The 18,049-nt window shown below is 65.8% G+C and carries 17 protein-coding genes; 7 read left to right on the top strand and 10 right to left on the bottom strand.

Features of this window, described 5'->3' with window-relative positions; genetic code table 11:
- Positions 1-21 precede the first annotated feature (21 nt).
- From sepX to G6N08_RS10890, 4 genes are all read right to left on the bottom strand, one after another.
- Positions 22-1,089: a divisome protein SepX/GlpR gene (sepX, locus tag G6N08_RS10905; RefSeq protein ID WP_163757209.1), complete on the bottom strand. Its 1,068-nt coding sequence runs from the start codon at positions 1,087-1,089 to the stop codon at positions 22-24.
- A gap of 255 nt (positions 1,090-1,344) precedes the next feature.
- Complete coding sequence (locus G6N08_RS10900; protein WP_163757208.1) at positions 1,345-1,956, bottom strand: GNAT family N-acetyltransferase; 612 nt, start codon at positions 1,954-1,956, stop codon at positions 1,345-1,347.
- A gap of 63 nt (positions 1,957-2,019) precedes the next feature.
- Complete coding sequence (glp, locus tag G6N08_RS10895; RefSeq protein ID WP_163757207.1) at positions 2,020-3,282, bottom strand: molybdotransferase-like divisome protein Glp; 1,263 nt, start codon at positions 3,280-3,282, stop codon at positions 2,020-2,022.
- Positions 3,283-3,435: 153 nt separating this feature from the next.
- Entirely contained in the window at positions 3,436-4,347 is a 912-nt protein-coding gene (locus G6N08_RS10890) for a UTP--glucose-1-phosphate uridylyltransferase (RefSeq protein ID WP_163757206.1), read from the bottom strand.
- Positions 4,348-4,409: 62 nt separating this feature from the next.
- On the opposite strand from G6N08_RS10890, the gene G6N08_RS10885 reads away from it, so the two are divergent.
- From G6N08_RS10885 to G6N08_RS10875, 3 genes are all read left to right on the top strand, one after another.
- Complete coding sequence (locus G6N08_RS10885) at positions 4,410-5,036, top strand: 5-formyltetrahydrofolate cyclo-ligase (RefSeq protein ID WP_371869016.1); 627 nt, start codon at positions 4,410-4,412, stop codon at positions 5,034-5,036.
- A 72-nt stretch (positions 5,037-5,108) separates the two neighbouring features.
- Positions 5,109-5,402, top strand: coding sequence for an FmdB family zinc ribbon protein (locus G6N08_RS10880; protein WP_163757205.1), 294 nt, complete (start codon positions 5,109-5,111; stop codon positions 5,400-5,402).
- Positions 5,403-5,468: 66 nt separating this feature from the next.
- Positions 5,469-6,122: an SAF domain-containing protein gene (locus tag G6N08_RS10875; protein ID WP_163757204.1), complete on the top strand. Its 654-nt coding sequence runs from the start codon at positions 5,469-5,471 to the stop codon at positions 6,120-6,122.
- Positions 6,123-6,154: 32 nt separating this feature from the next.
- Here the strand turns inward: G6N08_RS10875 and G6N08_RS10870 are convergent, their stop codons facing one another.
- The 6 genes from G6N08_RS10870 to rpmF form a co-directional block, all read right to left on the bottom strand.
- Positions 6,155-6,577 (bottom strand): large conductance mechanosensitive channel protein MscL, encoded by a 423-nt coding sequence (locus tag G6N08_RS10870; protein ID WP_163757202.1) that lies wholly within the window; start codon positions 6,575-6,577, stop codon positions 6,155-6,157.
- 208 nt (positions 6,578-6,785) lie between these two features.
- Positions 6,786-7,331 carry a MogA/MoaB family molybdenum cofactor biosynthesis protein gene (locus tag G6N08_RS10865; RefSeq protein ID WP_163757200.1) on the bottom strand — a complete coding sequence of 182 codons (546 nt, stop codon included), beginning with the start codon at positions 7,329-7,331 and terminating at the stop codon, positions 6,786-6,788.
- Positions 7,328-8,683, bottom strand: coding sequence for a trypsin-like peptidase domain-containing protein (locus tag G6N08_RS10860; protein WP_163757198.1), 1,356 nt, complete (start codon positions 8,681-8,683; stop codon positions 7,328-7,330). Before G6N08_RS10860 ends, G6N08_RS10865 begins: the two co-directional genes overlap by 4 nt.
- 55 nt (positions 8,684-8,738) lie before the next feature.
- Entirely contained in the window at positions 8,739-10,262 is a 1,524-nt protein-coding gene (locus tag G6N08_RS10855) for a HAMP domain-containing sensor histidine kinase (RefSeq protein ID WP_163757196.1), read from the bottom strand.
- A complete protein-coding gene (locus G6N08_RS10850; RefSeq protein ID WP_163760468.1) occupies positions 10,262-10,948 on the bottom strand; it encodes a response regulator transcription factor in 687 nt (228 codons plus the stop codon). The genes G6N08_RS10855 and G6N08_RS10850 overlap by 1 nt, the downstream gene beginning before the upstream one ends.
- A gap of 235 nt (positions 10,949-11,183) precedes the next feature.
- Positions 11,184-11,357: a 50S ribosomal protein L32 gene (gene rpmF / locus G6N08_RS10845; RefSeq protein WP_163757194.1), complete on the bottom strand. Its 174-nt coding sequence runs from the start codon at positions 11,355-11,357 to the stop codon at positions 11,184-11,186.
- 255 nt (positions 11,358-11,612) lie between these two features.
- Between rpmF and G6N08_RS10840 the strand changes: the two genes are divergently transcribed.
- The 4 genes from G6N08_RS10840 to G6N08_RS10825 are packed head-to-tail and all read left to right on the top strand — an operon-like array spanning position 11,613 to position 18,043.
- Positions 11,613-13,307 carry an acyclic terpene utilization AtuA family protein gene (locus G6N08_RS10840; protein ID WP_163757192.1) on the top strand — a complete coding sequence of 565 codons (1,695 nt, stop codon included), beginning with the start codon at positions 11,613-11,615 and terminating at the stop codon, positions 13,305-13,307.
- Positions 13,304-14,464 carry an acyl-CoA dehydrogenase family protein gene (locus G6N08_RS10835; protein ID WP_163757190.1) on the top strand — a complete coding sequence of 387 codons (1,161 nt, stop codon included), beginning with the start codon at positions 13,304-13,306 and terminating at the stop codon, positions 14,462-14,464. The genes G6N08_RS10840 and G6N08_RS10835 overlap by 4 nt, the downstream gene beginning before the upstream one ends.
- Before the next feature lie 2 nt (positions 14,465-14,466).
- Positions 14,467-16,056: an acyl-CoA carboxylase subunit beta gene (locus tag G6N08_RS10830; RefSeq protein WP_174813315.1), complete on the top strand. Its 1,590-nt coding sequence runs from the start codon at positions 14,467-14,469 to the stop codon at positions 16,054-16,056.
- A gap of 4 nt (positions 16,057-16,060) precedes the next feature.
- Complete coding sequence (locus tag G6N08_RS10825; protein WP_163757187.1) at positions 16,061-18,043, top strand: acetyl/propionyl/methylcrotonyl-CoA carboxylase subunit alpha; 1,983 nt, start codon at positions 16,061-16,063, stop codon at positions 18,041-18,043.
- Positions 18,044-18,049: the final 6 nt, after the last annotated feature.

Below are 18,049 nucleotides of genomic sequence, written 5' to 3'. Positions count from 1 at the left end.
ACCCGGCAACTGCCTCCCGACCTATTGTCCCGCCGCTCGCGGCAAGTCGTAGTCTTGAGCGACCGGCGTGTAGTTGAGATGCTCGAATACCGGATCGTCGTCATCGATTTCCAGGACTACCGCACCCGGGCGCCGCAACCGCGACGGGAGTACCTCGATATCGGGGTCGTTTTTGTTCTCCACACCGAGGCGCGCACGCGCCAACCGTTGCATCCGGCGGCGGCGCAACCGCTCTTCAATCCGGGTCTGCCGGCGCAGGTACGCCAAATAGAGCACTGTCACCCCGGCCACCCCCCCGCACACCCACCAGGCGCGCGGCGCAATCGTGAATGCTGCCACGGCTGAAGCCGCCAACATCAGCGCCATCGTCATCAGCACGCGTTTCCGGAAGGTGTATTTGCGAGCGCTCACCGCCGCGGCGGTCTTCGATTCATATCGGTAACGTCGCGGGACAGTGCGAGTGACGGTCGCCGCTGGCTCCTCGGCGGCTTCTAAACCCGATGTGTCCTCGATATATTCGAACCTCTGGGCTTCTGCGTCCTGATCGGGAACGACGTCCTGGGGCTCGTCGGCGTCGGCCTGATTTCCCTCCGGCCCGTGTGATTCCTGGCCACATGTCTCACCCTGGTCGTGAGCCGCCGTGCCGGCCACCTGATCAGCCGAGTGGAAGTGGTCACCAACCGGCTCATCGCAGCAGACGCCGGATAGCCGATCGCCGCCCCCTGCCGGAAGCGCACCAGAATCCTCCTCGACGACATCGACATCGATATAGTCAGGTTGGGCCTGAGCAACGGCCGCGGCTTTCACGATCGCTGTGGCGACCCGTGGTGGGTCGTCCGCCTCATTGAGGTCCGGGTCGGCGTACCCGTCGTTTTCCGGCCGCCAGTCAGGATCGCTGCGGTGCCCGGCGGCGGGCCCGTTGCGCCTGCGCAGCCGGGATCCCGTGCCGCTGTTGAGCACGCGCGTGGCCAACGCCACGTCACTGGTGCGCCGCACCGCGTCGCGCTTGCTGATCAACATCGGCACCAGCACGAACAGCCAGAGCACCACCAGCGAAATCCACAGCAGCGACTGCGGGATGCTCGGCATCACCTGCTCCTTTCCGCGCCGGGCCGGGTTTGGGTCACCTGGCTGCTGTTCCGGCCGTCGCTCAGCCCGCATCGCCGCTATGCGGATCGGTGCCAGCGCTGCGGTCAAAGCACACGATAATTACACACCTGTAATTCGCTTCTGACAAGAACCACGAGTCACATCTGCCCCGACAGTCACTTTTTCGGGCGTTCCGGACCCAGGAGGCCGCGCATCCCCGCGGGCGAATGCGGGCCCCGAATCGGCGGTCGGGTCTCAGACCCAGCTGGCGTGGCCGCTGCGCACCAGGCTCGACGTCACCGACCCGTACACTTCTTCCACCGTGAGGCCAACCAGCAGATGATCCCGCCACGCCCCGTCGACCTGCAAATACCGGCGCAGTAGCCCCTCTTCGCGGAATCCGACCTTTGCCAGCACTGCCCTGCTCGCGGCGTTCTCCGGTCGTACGGTGGCCTCCACCCGATGCAGCTTGACCGGACCGAAGCAATGGTCGAGACCGAGCGCCAGCGCTCCGGTGGCAACGCCACCACCAGTGGCCGCGCTGGACACCCAATAACCGATCCAGGCCGACCGCAACGCCCCGTGCGTCACATTGCCAACCGTCAACTGACCGCAGAACTGCCCGTCCAGTTCGATCGCGAACGGCAGCATGCGCCCTTTACGCGCTTCTGAGCGCAAGCTCGAACAAACCCCGGGCCACGACGAAACCGTGTGCCGCAGAGTCCAATCGCCTTCCGCGCTGGGCTCCCACGGCTCCAGGTGAGCGCGGTCGGCCAACCGGATCCGGCTCCACTGCGCGCCGTCGCGCATGCGTACCGGCCGCAGCCGGATCACGCCGGCCGGCACCCGCAGCGGTCCGACCACCATCGGCCAACCGGGATGGCGAGAGCTCGAGCCCCAGATATTCACGGAAGTGCGCCGTCGTGCCGCTCAGCCGCGCTGAGCCAAGAATGCGACATCGACGATTTCGCCGGTGCGAATCTGCTCAGCCTCACTGGGAACCACCACGAGACAGTTTGCCTCGGCCAGCGTCGCAAGCAAGTGCGATGAAGCGCCCGGAGCCCCTCCCAGCGCTTGCACCAGGTACTCACCGGTGTCCTGATCACGCATCAGCTGACCACGCAAGTAGCCCTTGCGCCCGCGCACCGAGGTGATCGGGGACAGCGTGCGGGCCTGCACGATTCGGCGCATCGGCTGCCGCCTCCCCAGCGCCAGCCGGATCAGCGGACGCACCATCACCTCGAAAATCACCAAAGCGCTGACCGGATTTGCGGGCAGCAGAAACGTGGGGACGCCCTCGCGCCCCAGCTGCCCGAAGCCCTGCACCGATCCTGGATGCATCGCGACGCGGGTAACCTCCATCTCCCCCAGCTCAGAAAGCACCGCGCACACCGCCTCGGCCGCCTCACCTCCCACCGCGCCGGCGATCACTACCACCTCAGCCCGATTGAGCTGGCCCTCGACCACTTGGCGCAGCTCTTTGGGGTCGTTGTCGACAATGCCCACACGGGTCACCTCTGCCCCGGCATCGCGCCCGGCCGCGGCCAGGGCATAGGAGTTGACGTCGTACACCTGCCCGTTCCCCGGCGTGCGTGAGATATCGACGAGCTCACCGCCGACGGCCATCACCGAGAGCCGCGGGCGGGGGTGTACCAGCACGCGTTCGCGACCTACCGCGGCCAGCAGCCCTACTTGCGCTGCGCCGATGATCGTCCCCGCACGCACTGCGACGTCACCGGGCTGCACATCGTCACCGGTACGCCGCACATAAGCGCCCGACGGGACGCCGCGCAAAACCCGCACCCGTGACTGCCCCCCGTCGGTCCAGCGCAGCGGCAGCACCGCATCGGCCAGTGTGGGCAGCGGCGCTCCGGTCTGCACCCGAACAGCCTGGCGCGGCTGCAACCTGGTGGGTGCGCGCGCACCGGCTTCGATGGTCGCCATCACCGGCAAAACTACCTCGCCGCCCCCGTCGTCACCGTGATCACCGGCCGACTCCCCCACGGTGAGCACATCGACGCTGCGTACCGCATAGCCGTCGATCGCGGCTTGATCGAACCCGGGCAGCGGGCGTTCGGCAACGACTTCTTCGGCACACATCAACCCCTGAGCCTCGGCGATCGCGACCCGCACCGGCCTCGGGGCCACCGCGGCCGCAGTCACCCGCGCTTGCTGCTCTTCCACCGAACGCACAGCGCGCCTTTCTGCCGTCCAGTTGTCATCCCGCGCCGGCCCGTCCTGGCTCGCGGCTGCACCTGTGGCCTTTGACCCGCATCGCCGCCCGGCCGGACCCGATTGCCCGGCTCCTCCCCGGGCCGTCGGCCCACGTCGTCGCCGGGCGGACCGCTACTGTTCGGTCAGGCCCAATCGCGCCACCAACCATCGCCGCAAATCCGGGCCGTAGTCATCACGATCCAATGCAAAGTCAACCGCAGCTTTGAGGTAGCCGCCGGGATTTCCCAAGTCGTGTCGAGACCCGCGGTGCACGACGACGTGCACAGGATGGCCTTCCTTGATGAGCAAGGCCACTGCATCGGTGAGTTGAACTTCGCCGCCCACACCCCGGTCGACGCGGCGCAGGGCGTCGAAGATCGCGCGGTCGAGCACGTAGCGGCCAGCCGCCGCGTACATCGACGGCGCATCCTCGGGCCTGGGTTTTTCCACCATCCCGTTGACCTTCAGCACCCCGGGAGCGTCGGCGTCAGGCACCGGTTCGACATCGAACACCCCGTAGGAGCTCACCTCCTCAGGGGTGACCTCGATGGCGCACAACACACTGCCGCCGAGCCTGGCGCGCACCTTCGACATCGCCACCAGCACACCGGTCGGCAGTACCAGGTCGTCGGGCAGCAACACCGCCACGGCATCCTCATCGTCGGACAGTCTCGGCTCTGCGCACCCGATGGCGTGCCCCAGTCCCAGCGGTTCGGCCTGCACGACCGATTCGACCTTGATGAGCCGCGGCGCCCGCCGCACCTTGTCCAGCACGTCTTTTTTGCCACGCGCTTCCAGCGTGCCCTCTAGCACCAGGTCTTCGACGAAATGTGCGACGACGCTGTCTTTGCCTTCGGATGTGACAATGATCAGCCGCTCAGCGCCGGCCTCGGCGGCTTCGGTGGCGACCAGTTCGATGCCGGGGGTGTCGACGACGGGCAACAGCTCTTTGGGGACCGTTTTGGTCGCGGGCAGAAAACGGGTGCCGAGACCCGCCGCGGGCACAATTGCGGTGCGCGGGACCGGACCATGTGAGCGTGGCATTGTTCACACCATAACCGCCGCGGGTGGCACGCCGACGTGGCGGTGGCACACTGCGGTCTGTCATGGTTGACAACGTGGCGACCCTGGACAAGGCGGGATTACGGGCCCAGCTGCTGGCAGCTCGGCGTTCGGTTGCCGAGGACGTCCGGGCGCGCGAGGCGCAGGCGCTGACTGATCTGATGGGCAGCATCGTGACCGGCGCCGACACCGTCTGCGCCTATGTGCCGGTCAACGCCGAACCCGGGTCGATCGACATGCTGGACGTGTTACGACACCGGGCCGGGCGGGTGCTGCTGCCCGTTGCCCGCACCACCGACGACGACATTCCGCTGGCATTGCGGTGGGGCGAATACCGGCCCGGACGGCTTGTCACCGCGCGGTTCGGCCTGCTGGAACCGCCGGAACCCTGGCTCCCGCCGTCGGCGCTGGCACAGGCCGTCCTGGTACTCGTTCCCGCGCTGGCCGTCGACCGCCGCGGTGTGCGCCTCGGCCGTGGCCGCGGGTTCTACGACCGCTCACTGGTGTATCGGAACCCGAATGCGCGGCTGGTGGCCGTGATCCGTGACCAAGAACTGGTCGACGAGCTGCCGTTCGAACCCCATGACGTCTTGATGACCCACGCGCTCACACCGCGACGCGGCCTGCTCACCCTCGGCAGCGCATGTCCCGCCGACACGGGTCGGGAATGAGCCCGTGCAGTTGACGGTTCTAGCACTCGATAGGGTAGAGTGCTAACGAAGCTGAGATACCCGGAGGTTCCTGTGCCGACCTACACCTACGCGTGCACCGAATGCGGCGACCGCTTCGACGTCGTACAGGCCTTCACCGACGACCCGCTGACCACCTGCCGGCGCTGCTCCGGCCGGCTGCGTAAACGGTTCAACTCGGTCGGCGTGGTGTTCAAAGGCAGCGGTTTCTATCGCACCGATAGCCGTGAAGCGGCCAAGAGCTCGACCAACGGCTCCGCCAAGGACAGCTCATCGTCGAGTGAAACGTCTGGGTCCGGCGAGAAGTCATCGGCCTCAACGCCGTCGGCAGCGGCTGCGGCCAGTTAGCCAGTTATCCACAGATGCGGTCTCGGCAGCTACTGCCGTGACGGTGGCACGCCTACGGTGTGCGGCATGGCCGACACGTTGGATCCGCCGCTGCGCAGCCGGATCGCCCTGGCGTTACGCCCGGACTGGACCCGCTCTGTGCGGGTCCGGCGGGCGGTGGCCGGCGGGCTCGTCGTGCTGGCCGGCGTGGCGGCGGTGCGGTCCAATCCACAGGGCGACCGCGCGCAGGTGGTGGTGGCCGCACGCGATCTCAGCCCCGGGACCGCGCTGACCGCTGACGATGTTCGGCTCGAGAATCGTTTGACGACAACGATTCCCGATGGAGCACAGGCACAGCTGGGCGCGGTGGTCGGTTCGACACTGGCTGGGCCGGCGCGCCGTGGCGAGGTGCTGACCGATGTGCGCGTGCTCTCGACCCGATTGGCTGAAGCCAGCGCCGGGCCCGATGCCCGCGTTGTGCCGCTACACCTGGCAGACAGCGCTCTCGTCGATGTGGTTCGCCCCGGCGACATCGTCGATGTACTGGCCGCGCCGGAAACTGACTCGCAAGCGGCCCCGCGGGTGGTGGCCACCAACGCTGTGGTCGTTCTCGTTTCAGCGCAACAGAAAACGCGTATCGCAGACAATAACCGGCTGGTGCTGGTGGCGCTGCCGGCCGGCGTCGCCAACACCGTAGCCGGTGCCACGCTCACCCAGGCGGTGACCCTTACTTTGCACTGATTACCTGAAACGTTGGCGAATTGAAGGCTTGATCAAGACGTCGGCTGGGCGCTGGCGCAATACTTGCACTTTCGCGCTGCCTCGGGAATATCGGACAGACATTCCGGGCAGACCTTGGTCGCCGGTTCGTCGCCGAAGACGGTGACGCCACGGCGGGCTTGGATATGCCGGTAGGGCACCACTATCGCAAAGTACATCACCGCCATGAAGATGACGAAGTAGATGATCGCCGAGATGAACGAGCCGATATCGAGAAAGGTCACCTTATTGCCGGCTTGACCCAGCTGCCAACCTAATCCGAACGCGTGGTGAGGCTGAACAGCCGCGACGAGCGGATTGACCACACTATCGGTGAAAGCTTTGACCAGGTTCGAAAACGCTAGCGCCACGACCAGCCCGATGGCGACTGTGATCACGTCACCTTGCATGAGAAAGTTCTTGAACCCCTTAAACATTTGAGCCACCTTCTCGTCAGCACCACTCCAGGCGACACGACGCCGCCGGCAAGAACGGTACGACCATATGCGAACGGCCGGAGGCTTTATCCCGAATTGGGCGACGAAAGTCGATCGGGCCGTCCCTGCTACCCGGGGATCGGCGCCAGGGATTCACAGGGTGAGGCGGTGCAACTACGGCCCTATGGGTGGTCTGTCGAACCGACCGTTAAATCTCCAGGCTCGACAATTGGCCGATTATCTGACTGGCCAGGGGGTTTAGCGTCGCCATGCCGTCACGCACCGCGTAGCGGGAACCGGCGAGATTGACCACCAGCGTGCTGCCGGATATGCCCGCCAAACCGCGTGACAGCGCAGCATCGGTGATGCCGGCGGCGCGTGCTGACGCACGAATGGATTCTGCGATACCGAGGATTTCGCGATCAAGAATGGCGCGCGTGGCTTCCGGAGTGACATCGCGCGGCGTCACCCCGGTGCCGCCAACCGACACCACTAGATCCACACCGCCGATCACAGCGGTGTTCAGCGCGTTGCGGATCTCTACTTCGTCAGCCGCGACAGCGACCACACCATCGACAACGAACCCCGCCTCGGCGAGTAGCTCGGTGACCAGCGGCCCACTATGGTCCTCATCTCCGTGGGCGGTGCGATCGTCGACGACGACAACCAGCGCTCGACCCACCACCTCCGCAGGCTGTTCCATGGTTGCCACCGTATATCTGGAGTCCGACCAGGGCGCATCCACTCTTGTCATTGTTGCGCCTTGCCGAGAGTGACCTGCACCGTCTTACTGGCACCTGAGGGGTCCTTATAGGTCAGGGTCACCTTGTCGCCGGGTGCCTTGGAGCGCACCGCGGCGACCAGCGCATCGGCGCTGTTGATTCGCCTGTCGTCAACCTTGGTGATCGTGACTCCGCTGGGCAGCCCAGCGGCGGCCGCGGCACCGTCCGGCACCACGTCAACCACTTTCGCTCCTGGAGTCTCCTTGTCGTTGGTCACTTGCACACCCAGAGAGGCGTGCGTCGCGGTGCCGGTGGTGATCAGTTCGTCAGCGATGCGTTTGGCCTGGTCGACGGGAATCGCAAAGCCGAGGCCAATGGAACCGCTTTGGGCGTCGGCAGAATCGGCGCCCAGAGTGGCAATCGCCGAGTTGACACCGACCAGCTGTGCATTCATGTTGACTAGGGCGCCGCCGGAGTTACCAGGGTTGATCGCGGCGTCGGTCTGAATGGCGTCCAGCACGGTATTCTGATTGCCCGATTCGCCGGTAGTTGAGACCGGACGGTTGAGAGCGCTAATGATTCCGCTGGTCACCGTGCCCTCCAGGCCGAGTGGCGAACCGACAGCCACCACCGGTTGGCCGACACGCAGGTTTGCCGAGGACCCCAGGGTGATCGGAGTGAGCCCGGAGACACCCTGCACTCGGACCACCGCGATGTCACTCGTGGGGTCGGTGCCAACCACAGTAAACGGTGCAGTGCGTCCATCGGAAAACGTCACCGTGGTTTTCGGTCCTCCAGCCGCCCCGGCCTTGGCGGCCGCGGCGATGACGTGGTTATTGGTCAGGATCAGGCCATCGGGCGACAGGATGATGCCTGAGCCCTCCTCGGACTGATGGCCCAGGTCGGTCTCCAACATGACCACACTGGGCACTACCTTGGCGGCGACCTGCTCGACCGACCCCCCCGGGACGTTGGCGGCGGGCATGCTCGGAGCTGTTCCATTCACCGCCGCAGCAGCGCTGCCGGCCGGCTGCCCCCCGTGCTCGACCAGTGACGCCACTCCGCCACCGATACCGGCTGACACCACCGCGATCACCAGTGCACCGGCAGCCAACATACCCGCGCGTGAACGCCTTTGGCGCATGCCGACCGGAAGCGGGGGCACCATTGGGGGACCGGCTACCGGCTGGCCGGGCTGCATACCAGCGAACTGGCCATATGGCTGGCGGAATCCCGGTTGCTGCGGCGGATAACGCCAGTCATAGTGCGGGGAGTACGGTTGCTGCTGCCCCTGGCCAGAATAGCCGGACGCTGCCGGCTGACCGGGCACAGCACGAAATCCCGGTTGCTGCGGCGGTGGCGAATACGGCGGGTGATTCGTCATGTCGCTCGGTTGCTCTTCCTCTGTAGTGGACTCGGGCTCCACACTATCTGCACGACTACCCTGCCTGCGTGGACTGAGAATCCACTGAGATAACGTTCGTGGCACCTAGTGAGTTTTCCCGTTCCGCGCGGGCGCTAACGTCGATGTGCCCCGCCGCCGTGGGATACGGCGCAGTCGGCATAAGCCGACCAGGAAGGAGCACGTAGATCGAGGTTCCCGGTGGGTGACCTCCTGGCACCGTGTCTTCCACCCGCAGCGCCCCACCATGTCTGAGCACTACTTGTTTGACGATCGCTAACCCTAGCCCCGAACCCGGCATGGCCCGCGCCGATGCCGAACGGTAGAACCGCTCGAACACGAGCTGGCGTTCCTGCGGGGGGATCCCCGGGCCGAGATCGGAAACCACCAGTTCAGCGTGCGACGGACCGAGCTGCCTCATGCGGACACCGACACGCCCGCCTGATGGACTCCATTTGGCGGCGTTGTCCATCAGGTTCAGCACAGCACGTGACAGGCCCGCTCCGTCGCCATAGACCTGCCAGGGAAGCACCTGAACATCAAACTCGATGTCGTTGCGCCGCCGCCTGACCCGCTCGAGGCTTCGGTCGATCACTTCGGACATGTCTACCGGCTCGCTCACCGCGTCACCGGCGTCGACCCGGGTAAGGTCGACCAAATCACCTACCAGCGTGGACAATTCCTCGATTTGCGCAAGCACATCGGCGCGCAGGTCGACCATCTCTTGTTCGGGCAACCGCGGCGCCCCGGGTTCCATCGAGGCCATCAGCAGTTCGACATTGGTGCGCAGCGACGTCAACGGGGTGCGCAATTCGTGACCGGCGTCGGTGACCAGTCGTGCTTGGCGTTCCCGAGACTCGGCTAAACCTCGCAGCATCATGTTGAATGCTTCGGTAAGCCTTGCTAATTCGTCGCTACCGAACACCGGTATGGGCCGCAGGTCGTCAGTGCGTGCGACCCGCTCGGCCGCCTCGGTCAGACGCGCCACCGGGCGCAGCCCGGCCCTGGTCACCATCCCGCCCGCCACTGCGGCAACTGCGACACCAATGCCGCCGATTACCAACAGCACCCAGCGCAGTTTCGTCATAACCGCGTCGGTTGGGGCCAGACTCTTGGAGATCAACAGCGAGCTGCCGTTGGGCAAATGCACGGCGAGCACCCGCTGGTCACCCGCCGTGCGCCGTGACATGAACAACTCGCCGCGGATGACCGCCTTCTCCGGCGGCCCAACGGGTAATGTCTGGCCCTGCTGGTGCGCAGTGTAGATCGACCGGCCAGGGTTCACCAGCATCGCATTGACATCCGAATATGCGGTACCCTCAATGGCTTTCCCGGGATCAGCGGCCAGCGACCCGCTTGCGATCAGCAGCTGTGCCCTGCTTTGCAGCTGATTGTCGATATCGCTGTACAGGGCCGCCGAGATTACCGCGTAGACGGCTACTGCCATCAACACGACCACCATCGCCACCATGGACATCGCCAGCAGCATCACCCGCCAGCGCAGAGACAACGAGGTGGTGACTCGCAGCGAGGCACGAGGTCGCCTGCGGAACAGGGACATCAGGGGGGTGTTTCGCGTAGCACGTACCCGACCCCGCGTACGGTGTGGATAAGCCGCGGCTCTCCTCCGGCTTCAGTCTTGCGGCGAAGGTATCCGATATAGACCTCCAGCGCGTTGCCCGAGGTGGGGAAGTCGAATCCCCAGACCTCCTCAAGGATACGGCTGCGGGTCAGCACCCGTCGCGGATTGGCGATCAGCATTTCCAGCAACGCGAATTCGGTGCGGGTGAGGCTGATCTGACGTTCGCCTCGGGTGACTTCACGGGTGAGCGGGTCCAAGGTGAGGTCGGAGAAAGTCATAGCGCCCGAGTCGCCGGAATCCTCGGTTCTGGTGCGACGCAGCAGAGCCCGCATTCGTGCCAGCAGTTCTTCGAGGGCGAAGGGCTTAGGCAGATAGTCGTCGGCGCCCGCGTCGAGGCCTGCAACCCGCTCGGAGACCGAGTCCCGCGCGGTCAGCACCAGTATCGGGAGGTCATCACCGGTGCTGCGGAGTTGGCGGCACACTTCCAGGCCGTCCAGGCGTGGCATCATGACATCCAGGACAAGTGCGTCGGGCCGATCGGTGGCGATCATGTCAAGCGCCTCGACGCCGTCTTGCGCCAGCGCTACCGAGTAGCCGTTGAACGACAGCGACCTGCGCAGCGACTCACGCACTGCGCGGTCGTCGTCAACGACAAGTATTCGCATGGCCACCAGTGTCATCCCATCGCCTGAGAGCGACCTGAGAGACGGGCGGCGTCGTGCTTCTCGTCGGAACCACTGCCCCACTCCTTCAGGCCTGTCGAATGCTAGTCACCGGCTCTTGCTCTAAGAGCATTGTCACCGGGCGGGGCATCGCGCTGAGCGTGTAACTACGGCGAAGAATCGTGCAGAAAGTCGCCATGGCTGCACGTTCGGCGGTGTGGAACCCGCACGAACCAGCCTAGCGTCGATCGAGGTCAATGAGTCCGAGGCGAGCCGCTTTGAGCAGCCGGCGTGGCACTTTGTGTCGCCGCCCCGCCACCGTCACAGTGACCAGTTCGGCGGGAGCGGCCTTCCATTGCGCACGCCTGCTGCGGGTGTTCGCGCGCGACATCCTGCGCTTGGGTACCGCCATGGTCGGGCTCGACTCCTCGGTAGGGGTTTGCGGTCAGGTGGGTCGCGCAACCGGCTGTTCGGCGCGACGATAGCCCTCAACCATAGTCGGTAACCGCCTGGCGGCCAAAACCGACCCGGCGAGGCCACGCGCGAGACCGGCCCGGCGCATCCTCGCCGCCGGACGGCCGTTCTTGACTTGACGCCCGCGGCACCGGCTAACCTACCGGTTGGTTGGTGTAGTGCCTGGCGAGTGGCCGCGAAGGGAGGGCCCGGCATGGTGTCTGCGGTCCGCATCGGCAACTGCTCGGGGTTTTACGGCGACCGGTTGTCGGCGATGCGTGAGATGCTCACCGGCGGCGAACTGGACTACCTGACCGGGGACTACCTGGCCGAGCTGACCATGTTGATCCTGGGCCGCGACCGGGCCAGGCACCCTGACCGCGGCTATGCCAAGACGTTCCTGACCCAGCTGGAGGAATGCCTCGGGCTCGCCCACGACCGCGGCGTGCGCATCGTCGCCAATGCCGGCGGCCTCAACCCGGCCGGTCTGGCCGACGCGGTGCGGGCCTTAGCCGAGCGCCTGGGCGTCCCCGTGCAGGTCGCGCATGTCGAAGGGGACGACCTCCAGCCGCGCGCTGAGCAGTTGGGGCTGGGCACGCCGCTGACTGCCAACGCTTACCTGGGCGCCTGGGGCATCGTCGACTGCCTCGCCCATGGAGCCGACGTCGTGGTCACTGGCCGCGTCACCGACGCCTCGGTCATCGTCGGACCCGCGGCCGCGCACTTCGGCTGGGGCCGCACCGACTACAACCAGCTCGCCGGTGCGGTGGTCGCGGGCCACATCATCGAATGCGGTGTGCAGGCCACCGGCGGTAATTACGCGTTTTTCACCGAAATCCCCGATCTCACGTATCCCGGGTTCCCGTTGGCCGAGATTCACGCCGACGGCACATCGGTGATCACCAAGCATCCCGGCACGGGCGGCCAGGTCAGCGTCGACACCGTTACCGCGCAGCTGCTGTATGAGATCACCGGGGCACGTTATGCCAACCCCGACGTCACAGCCCGGATGGACAGCATCAGCCTCACCGACGACGGCCCCGACCGGGTGCGGATCAGCGGTGTGGTTGGCGAACCGCCGCCGCCGACGCTGAAGGTGTCACTGAACAGCATCGGCGGATTCCGCAATGCGATGACATTTGTGCTGACCGGACTGGATATCGAGGCGAAAGCCGAGTTGGTGCGCCACCAGCTGGAGACCGTGCTTCCTGTCAAGCCCGCGGAGCTGGAATGGACCCTGGCCCGAACCGACCACCCTGACGCCGACACCGAAGAAGCTGCCAGCGCCTTGCTGCACTGCGTGGTCCGCGATCCCGACCCCGCCGTCGTAGGACGCCAATTCTCTTCGGCAGCAGTCGAACTCGCACTGGCTAGCTATCCCGGCTTCCACATCACGGCCCCGCCCGGTGAGGGTCAGGTCTATGGAGTGTTCACTCCCGGCTACGTCGATGCGGCCAAGGTGCCGCACATTGCGGTGCACGCCGACGGCAGCCGCACCGAAATCCCCTGTGCCACCGAGACTTGTGAACTGTCCCCTGTTGATCCACCGCCGCTTCCCGACCCGCTGCCGGCCGGCCCGGTGCGGCATGTGCCACTGGGCAGGGTCGCCGGCGCCCGCAGCGGCGACAAAGGTGGGTCAGCCAATGTGGGAGTGTGGGTCCGTACCGACGAACAGTGGCGCTGGCTGGCCAATATGCTGACCGTTGGGAAGCTCAAGGAACTGCTTCCCGAGACAGCCGAGCTTCCGGTTGCCCGTTATCTGCTGCCCAACCTGCGCGCGGTGAATTTCGTCATCGACGGCCTGCTGGGGAAGGGGGTCGCCTATCAGGCCCGGTTCGACCCGCAGGCCAAAGGGCTGGGCGAATGGTTGCGCAGCCGCTGTGTCGACGTGCCGGAAACATTGCTATGAGTATCTGGACGACACCGGAACGCTACCAGCTGCGAAAGACGGTGCGCGCCTTCGCAGAGCGCGAAATTCTGCCTAACATCGCCGAGTGGGAAAGAGCCGGCGAGTTGCCGCGCGAGCTGCACCGTCGGGCGGGGGCGGCAGGATTGCTGGGAGCGGGCTTTCCCGAAGCGGTCGGCGGAGGCGGCGGTGACGGCGCTGATTCGGTGATCATCTGCGAAGAGCTGCACGAAGCCGGCACGCCGGGAGGGGTTTACGCGTCACTGTTCACTTGCGGGATCGCGGTACCGCATATGGTGGCCTGCGGGGACAGCCGGCTCATCGACACCTTCGTGCGCCCGACGCTGGCCGGTGAGAAGATCGGTGCACTGGCTATCACCGAACCCGGCGGGGGCTCCGATGTCGGTCATCTGCGGACCACCGCCGTCCGCTGTTCAGGGCCGGAAGGCGATCACTACATCGTCAACGGCGCGAAAACCTACATCACTTCCGGTGTGCGGGCCGACTATGTCGTCACCGCGGTCCGCACCGGCGGTCCCGGTGCTGCGGGGGTGTCGCTGCTGGTCGTCGAAAAAGGTACGCCCGGCTTCGCGGTGACCCGCAAGCTGGAGAAGATGGGGTGGCGTTCCTCCGACACCGCTGAGCTGTCGTACACCGACGCCCGGGTGCCGGCCGCCAATCTCATCGGCGCCGAGAACAGCGGTTTCGCCCAGATCGCGCAGGCATTCCTGGCAGAACGTATCGGCCTGGCCGCCCAGGCGTATTCGAGTGCCCAGCGGTGTCTGGACATCACCGTGCAGTGGTGTCGTGACCGGGAGACATTCGGCCGCCCGCTGATCTCACGGCAAGCCGTGCAGAACACCCTTGCGGAAATGGCCCGTCGGATCGATGTCGCCCGGGTCTACACCCGCCATGTGGTGGAGCGTCAGCTCGCCGGGGAAACTAACCTGATGGCGCAGGTGTGTTTCGCGAAGAACACCGCGGTCGAAGCCGGGGAATGGGTCGCCAATCAAGCTGTTCAACTGTTCGGCGGCATGGGTTACATGGCCGAATCCGAAGTCGAGCGCCAGTACCGCGACATGCGGATCCTGGGCATCGGTGGTGGAACCACCGAGATCCTCACCGCGCTGGCCGCCAAAACTCTGGGTTTCCGGCAATGACCGTGCTGCAGTCCGCTCTTGACCCCTCCTCCGCTGCCTATAACGAGGCGGCCTCGGCGCTGCGCGCAAAGCTGGCGGAGCTGGAAGCCGAGCTGGCCAAGGCCCTGGCCGGCGGCGGACCCAAGTACGTCGAACGCCATCACGCCCGCGGGAAGTTCACGGCCCGCGAACGTATCGAACTGTTAGTCGACCCTGACTCGCCCTTTTTGGAGCTGTGTCCGCTAGCGGCCTGGGGCAGCGAATTCCAGGTCGGCGCGAGTGTCGTGGTCGGCATCGGCGCCGTGTCGGGCGTGGAGTGCGTCATCGTCGCCAACGACCCAACCGTGAAAGGCGGCACCAGTAATCCCTGGACATTGCGAAAAATCTTACGGGCCAATCAGATCGCATTCCAGAACCGGCTCCCGGTGATTTCACTGGTGGAATCCGGCGGGGCCGACCTGCCAACCCAGAAAGAGGTCTTCATTCCCGGCGGGCAGATGTTTCGCGACCTGACCCGGCTGTCAGCCGCCGGAATCCCGACCGTTGCGTTGGTATTCGGAAACTCCACCGCGGGCGGCGCGTACGTGCCCGGAATGTCCGATCATGTGGTGATGATCAAGGAGCGCTCGAAAGTCTTCCTGGCCGGCCCGCCATTGGTGAAGATGGCCACCGGGGAAGAGTCCGACGATGAATCCCTTGGCGGCGCTGAAATGCACGCCCGGATCTCGGGATTGGCCGACTATTTTGCCGTCGACGAACTTGACGCGCTGCGGATCGGGCGGCAGATCATGAAACGGCTGAACTGGCGAAAGCTGGGGCCGAAACCGCGACCGGTCACCGAACCCCGGTATGACTCCGAGGAGTTGATCGGCATCGTGCCCGCCGACCTGCGGATCCCATTCGACCCCCGCGAAGTCATCGCCCGCATCGTCGACGGTTCGGAGTTTGACGAGTTCAAACCGATGTACGGCTCGTCGCTGGTCACGGGCTGGGCCCAGCTGCACGGCTACCCGCTGGGAATTCTCGCCAATGCGCGCGGCATCTTGTTCAGCGAAGAGTCCCAGAAAGCCACCCAGTTCATCCAGCTGGCCAACCGGTCCAACACACCGCTGCTATTCCTGCACAACACAACCGGATACATGGTTGGCAAGGCCTACGAAGAGCGCGGCATGATCAAGCACGGGTCGATGATGATCAATGCGGTGTCCAACTCGACGGTGCCGCACATTTCACTCTTGATCGGCGCATCCTACGGAGCCGGCCACTACGGGATGTGCGGGCGCGCCTACGATCCACGGTTCTTATTCGCCTGGCCCTCCGCGAAGGCGGCGGTGATGGGTGGTGCCCAGCTCGCGGGCGTCATCTCCATCGTCAGCCGCGCCGCCGCGGAGGCGCGTGGGCAGGCGTTTGACGAAGACGCCGACGCCGCCATGCGGGCCGCCATCGAGGCGCAGATCGAAGCCGAGTCATTGCCGATGTTTCTGTCCGGGCGGCTCTACGACGACGGGGTGATCGACCCGCGCGACACCCGCACTGTGCTGGGTATGTGCTTATCCGCCATCGCCAATGCCCCGATTGAAGGGACGTCGAACTTCGGAGTCTTCCGGATGTGATGCCATGATCACACGAGTTTTGGTGGCCAACCGCGGTGAAATCGCCCGCCGGGTGTTTGCGACCTGTCGACGGCTGGGTCTGGGCACGGTCGCCGTCTACACCGGTCCCGACGCCCATGCGCCCTATGTCGGTGAGGCCGACGCCAGGGTGCGCCTGCCCACCACGACCAGCTACCTGTCTGCCGAGGCCATCATCGCCGCGGCCCGCGCGTCCGGCGCCGACGCGATCCACCCGGGCTATGGATTCCTTTCGGAGAACGCTGACTTCGCCGCAGCGGTGCATGATGCCGGCCTGACGTGGGTTGGCCCTCCGGTGGCCGCGGTGCGCGCGATGGGCTCCAAGATCGAATCCAAAAAGCTCATGGCTGCCGCCGGGGTGCCGGTGCTCGACGAACTCGACCCCGACACCGTGACCGCCGAGCAGCTGCCGGTGCTGGTCAAAGCGTCGGCCGGTGGGGGCGGACGCGGGATGCGAGTGGTCACCGAGTTAGCAGCGCTGCCTGGTGAAGTCGCCGCCGCACGCCGGGAGGCGGCCTCGGCGTTCGGTGACCCCACTGTGTTCTGCGAGCGTTACCTGCCCACCGGGCACCACGTCGAGGTTCAAGTTCTCGCCGACGCTCACGGTACGGTCTGGGCCGTGGGGGAACGGGAATGCTCGATCCAGCGCCGCCATCAGAAGATTGTCGAAGAGGCTCCGTCACCACTGGTCGAGCGTGTTCCGGGGATGCGGGCCAAGCTGTTTGACGCCGCCCGGCTGGCCGCCGCAGCGATCGGCTACACCGGAGCGGGAACGGTGGAGTTCCTCGCCGAGGGCTCGCCGGGCCGGGAAGGCGCCTTTTACTTCCTGGAGATGAACACGCGGCTACAGGTTGAGCACCCGGTCACCGAAGAGACGACGGGGCTCGACCTGGTCGAGCTGCAACTGGCGGTCGCCGACGGCGCCCGGCTGGATCCGGAACCGCCTGCTTCCCGCGGGCATTCAATCGAGGTGCGGCTCTACGCGGAAGACCCGGCGCGGGGGTGGCAACCGCAAGCCGGGCCGGTGCATCGCGCCGACGTGCCGGGGGTGCGGGCCCGGTTCGAGAGCCTGGGCCGGCAGACCGGAATCCGGCTGGACTCCGGCATCGTCGACGGATCGATCGTGTCGATCCATTACGACCCGATGCTGGCGAAAGTCATTTCGTATGCTCCGACCCGCCGCCGGGCGGCGATGGTGCTTGCCGACGCACTGGCGCGCGCACGTCTGCACGGGGTGCGCACCAATCGCGACCTGCTGGTCAATGTGCTCCGGCATCCGGCGTTTCTCGACGGTGCCACCAACACCGCGTTCTTCCGCACCCATGGCTTAAAAGAGCTTTCAGCGCCGCTGGCTGACACCGCAACGGTGCGGCTCTCCGCGATCGCTGCCGCGCTCGCCGATGCCGCACACAATCGCGCTACCACCCCGGTGCTGGGCTCGATTCCCAGCGGCTGGCGCAACGTGCCGTCGGGCTTCCAGGTCAAGACCTACCGCGACGACAACGGCGCTGAGCATCGTGTGCAGTACCGTTTTACCAGAACAGGTTTGCTACTTGCTGCAGACGATTCGGTGCATCTGGTGTCGTCCTGCCCGGACCAGGTGGTGCTGGCCGACGGTGACGGAGTAGCGTGCAGCTTCGCGGTAGCCCGATATGGCGATGACGTTTACGTGGACTCCGCCCGTGGACCCGTTCATCTGGTCGCACTCCCACGGTTTCCCGAACCCGCTTCGACCGTCGAGCAAGGCTCACTGGTGGCTCCGATGCCCGGCAGCGTCATCCGCATCGGCGCCGCACTCGGTGACACCGTGGCCGCCGGCCAGCCGCTGGTCTGGCTGGAAGCGATGAAGATGGAGCACACCATTACCGCCCCGACCGACGGCGTGCTGGCGCAGCTCAACGTCACACCGGGCGAGCAGGTCGACGTCGGCACCGTCCTGGCCCGAGTGGAATCCTCCGAAAACGTCTAGAAGGGA

It is taken from the genome of Mycobacterium botniense (genome assembly GCF_010723305.1).
GTDB lineage: Bacteria > Actinomycetota > Actinomycetes > Mycobacteriales > Mycobacteriaceae > Mycobacterium > Mycobacterium botniense.
This window is presented reverse-complemented; position numbering and strand designations above follow the sequence as displayed.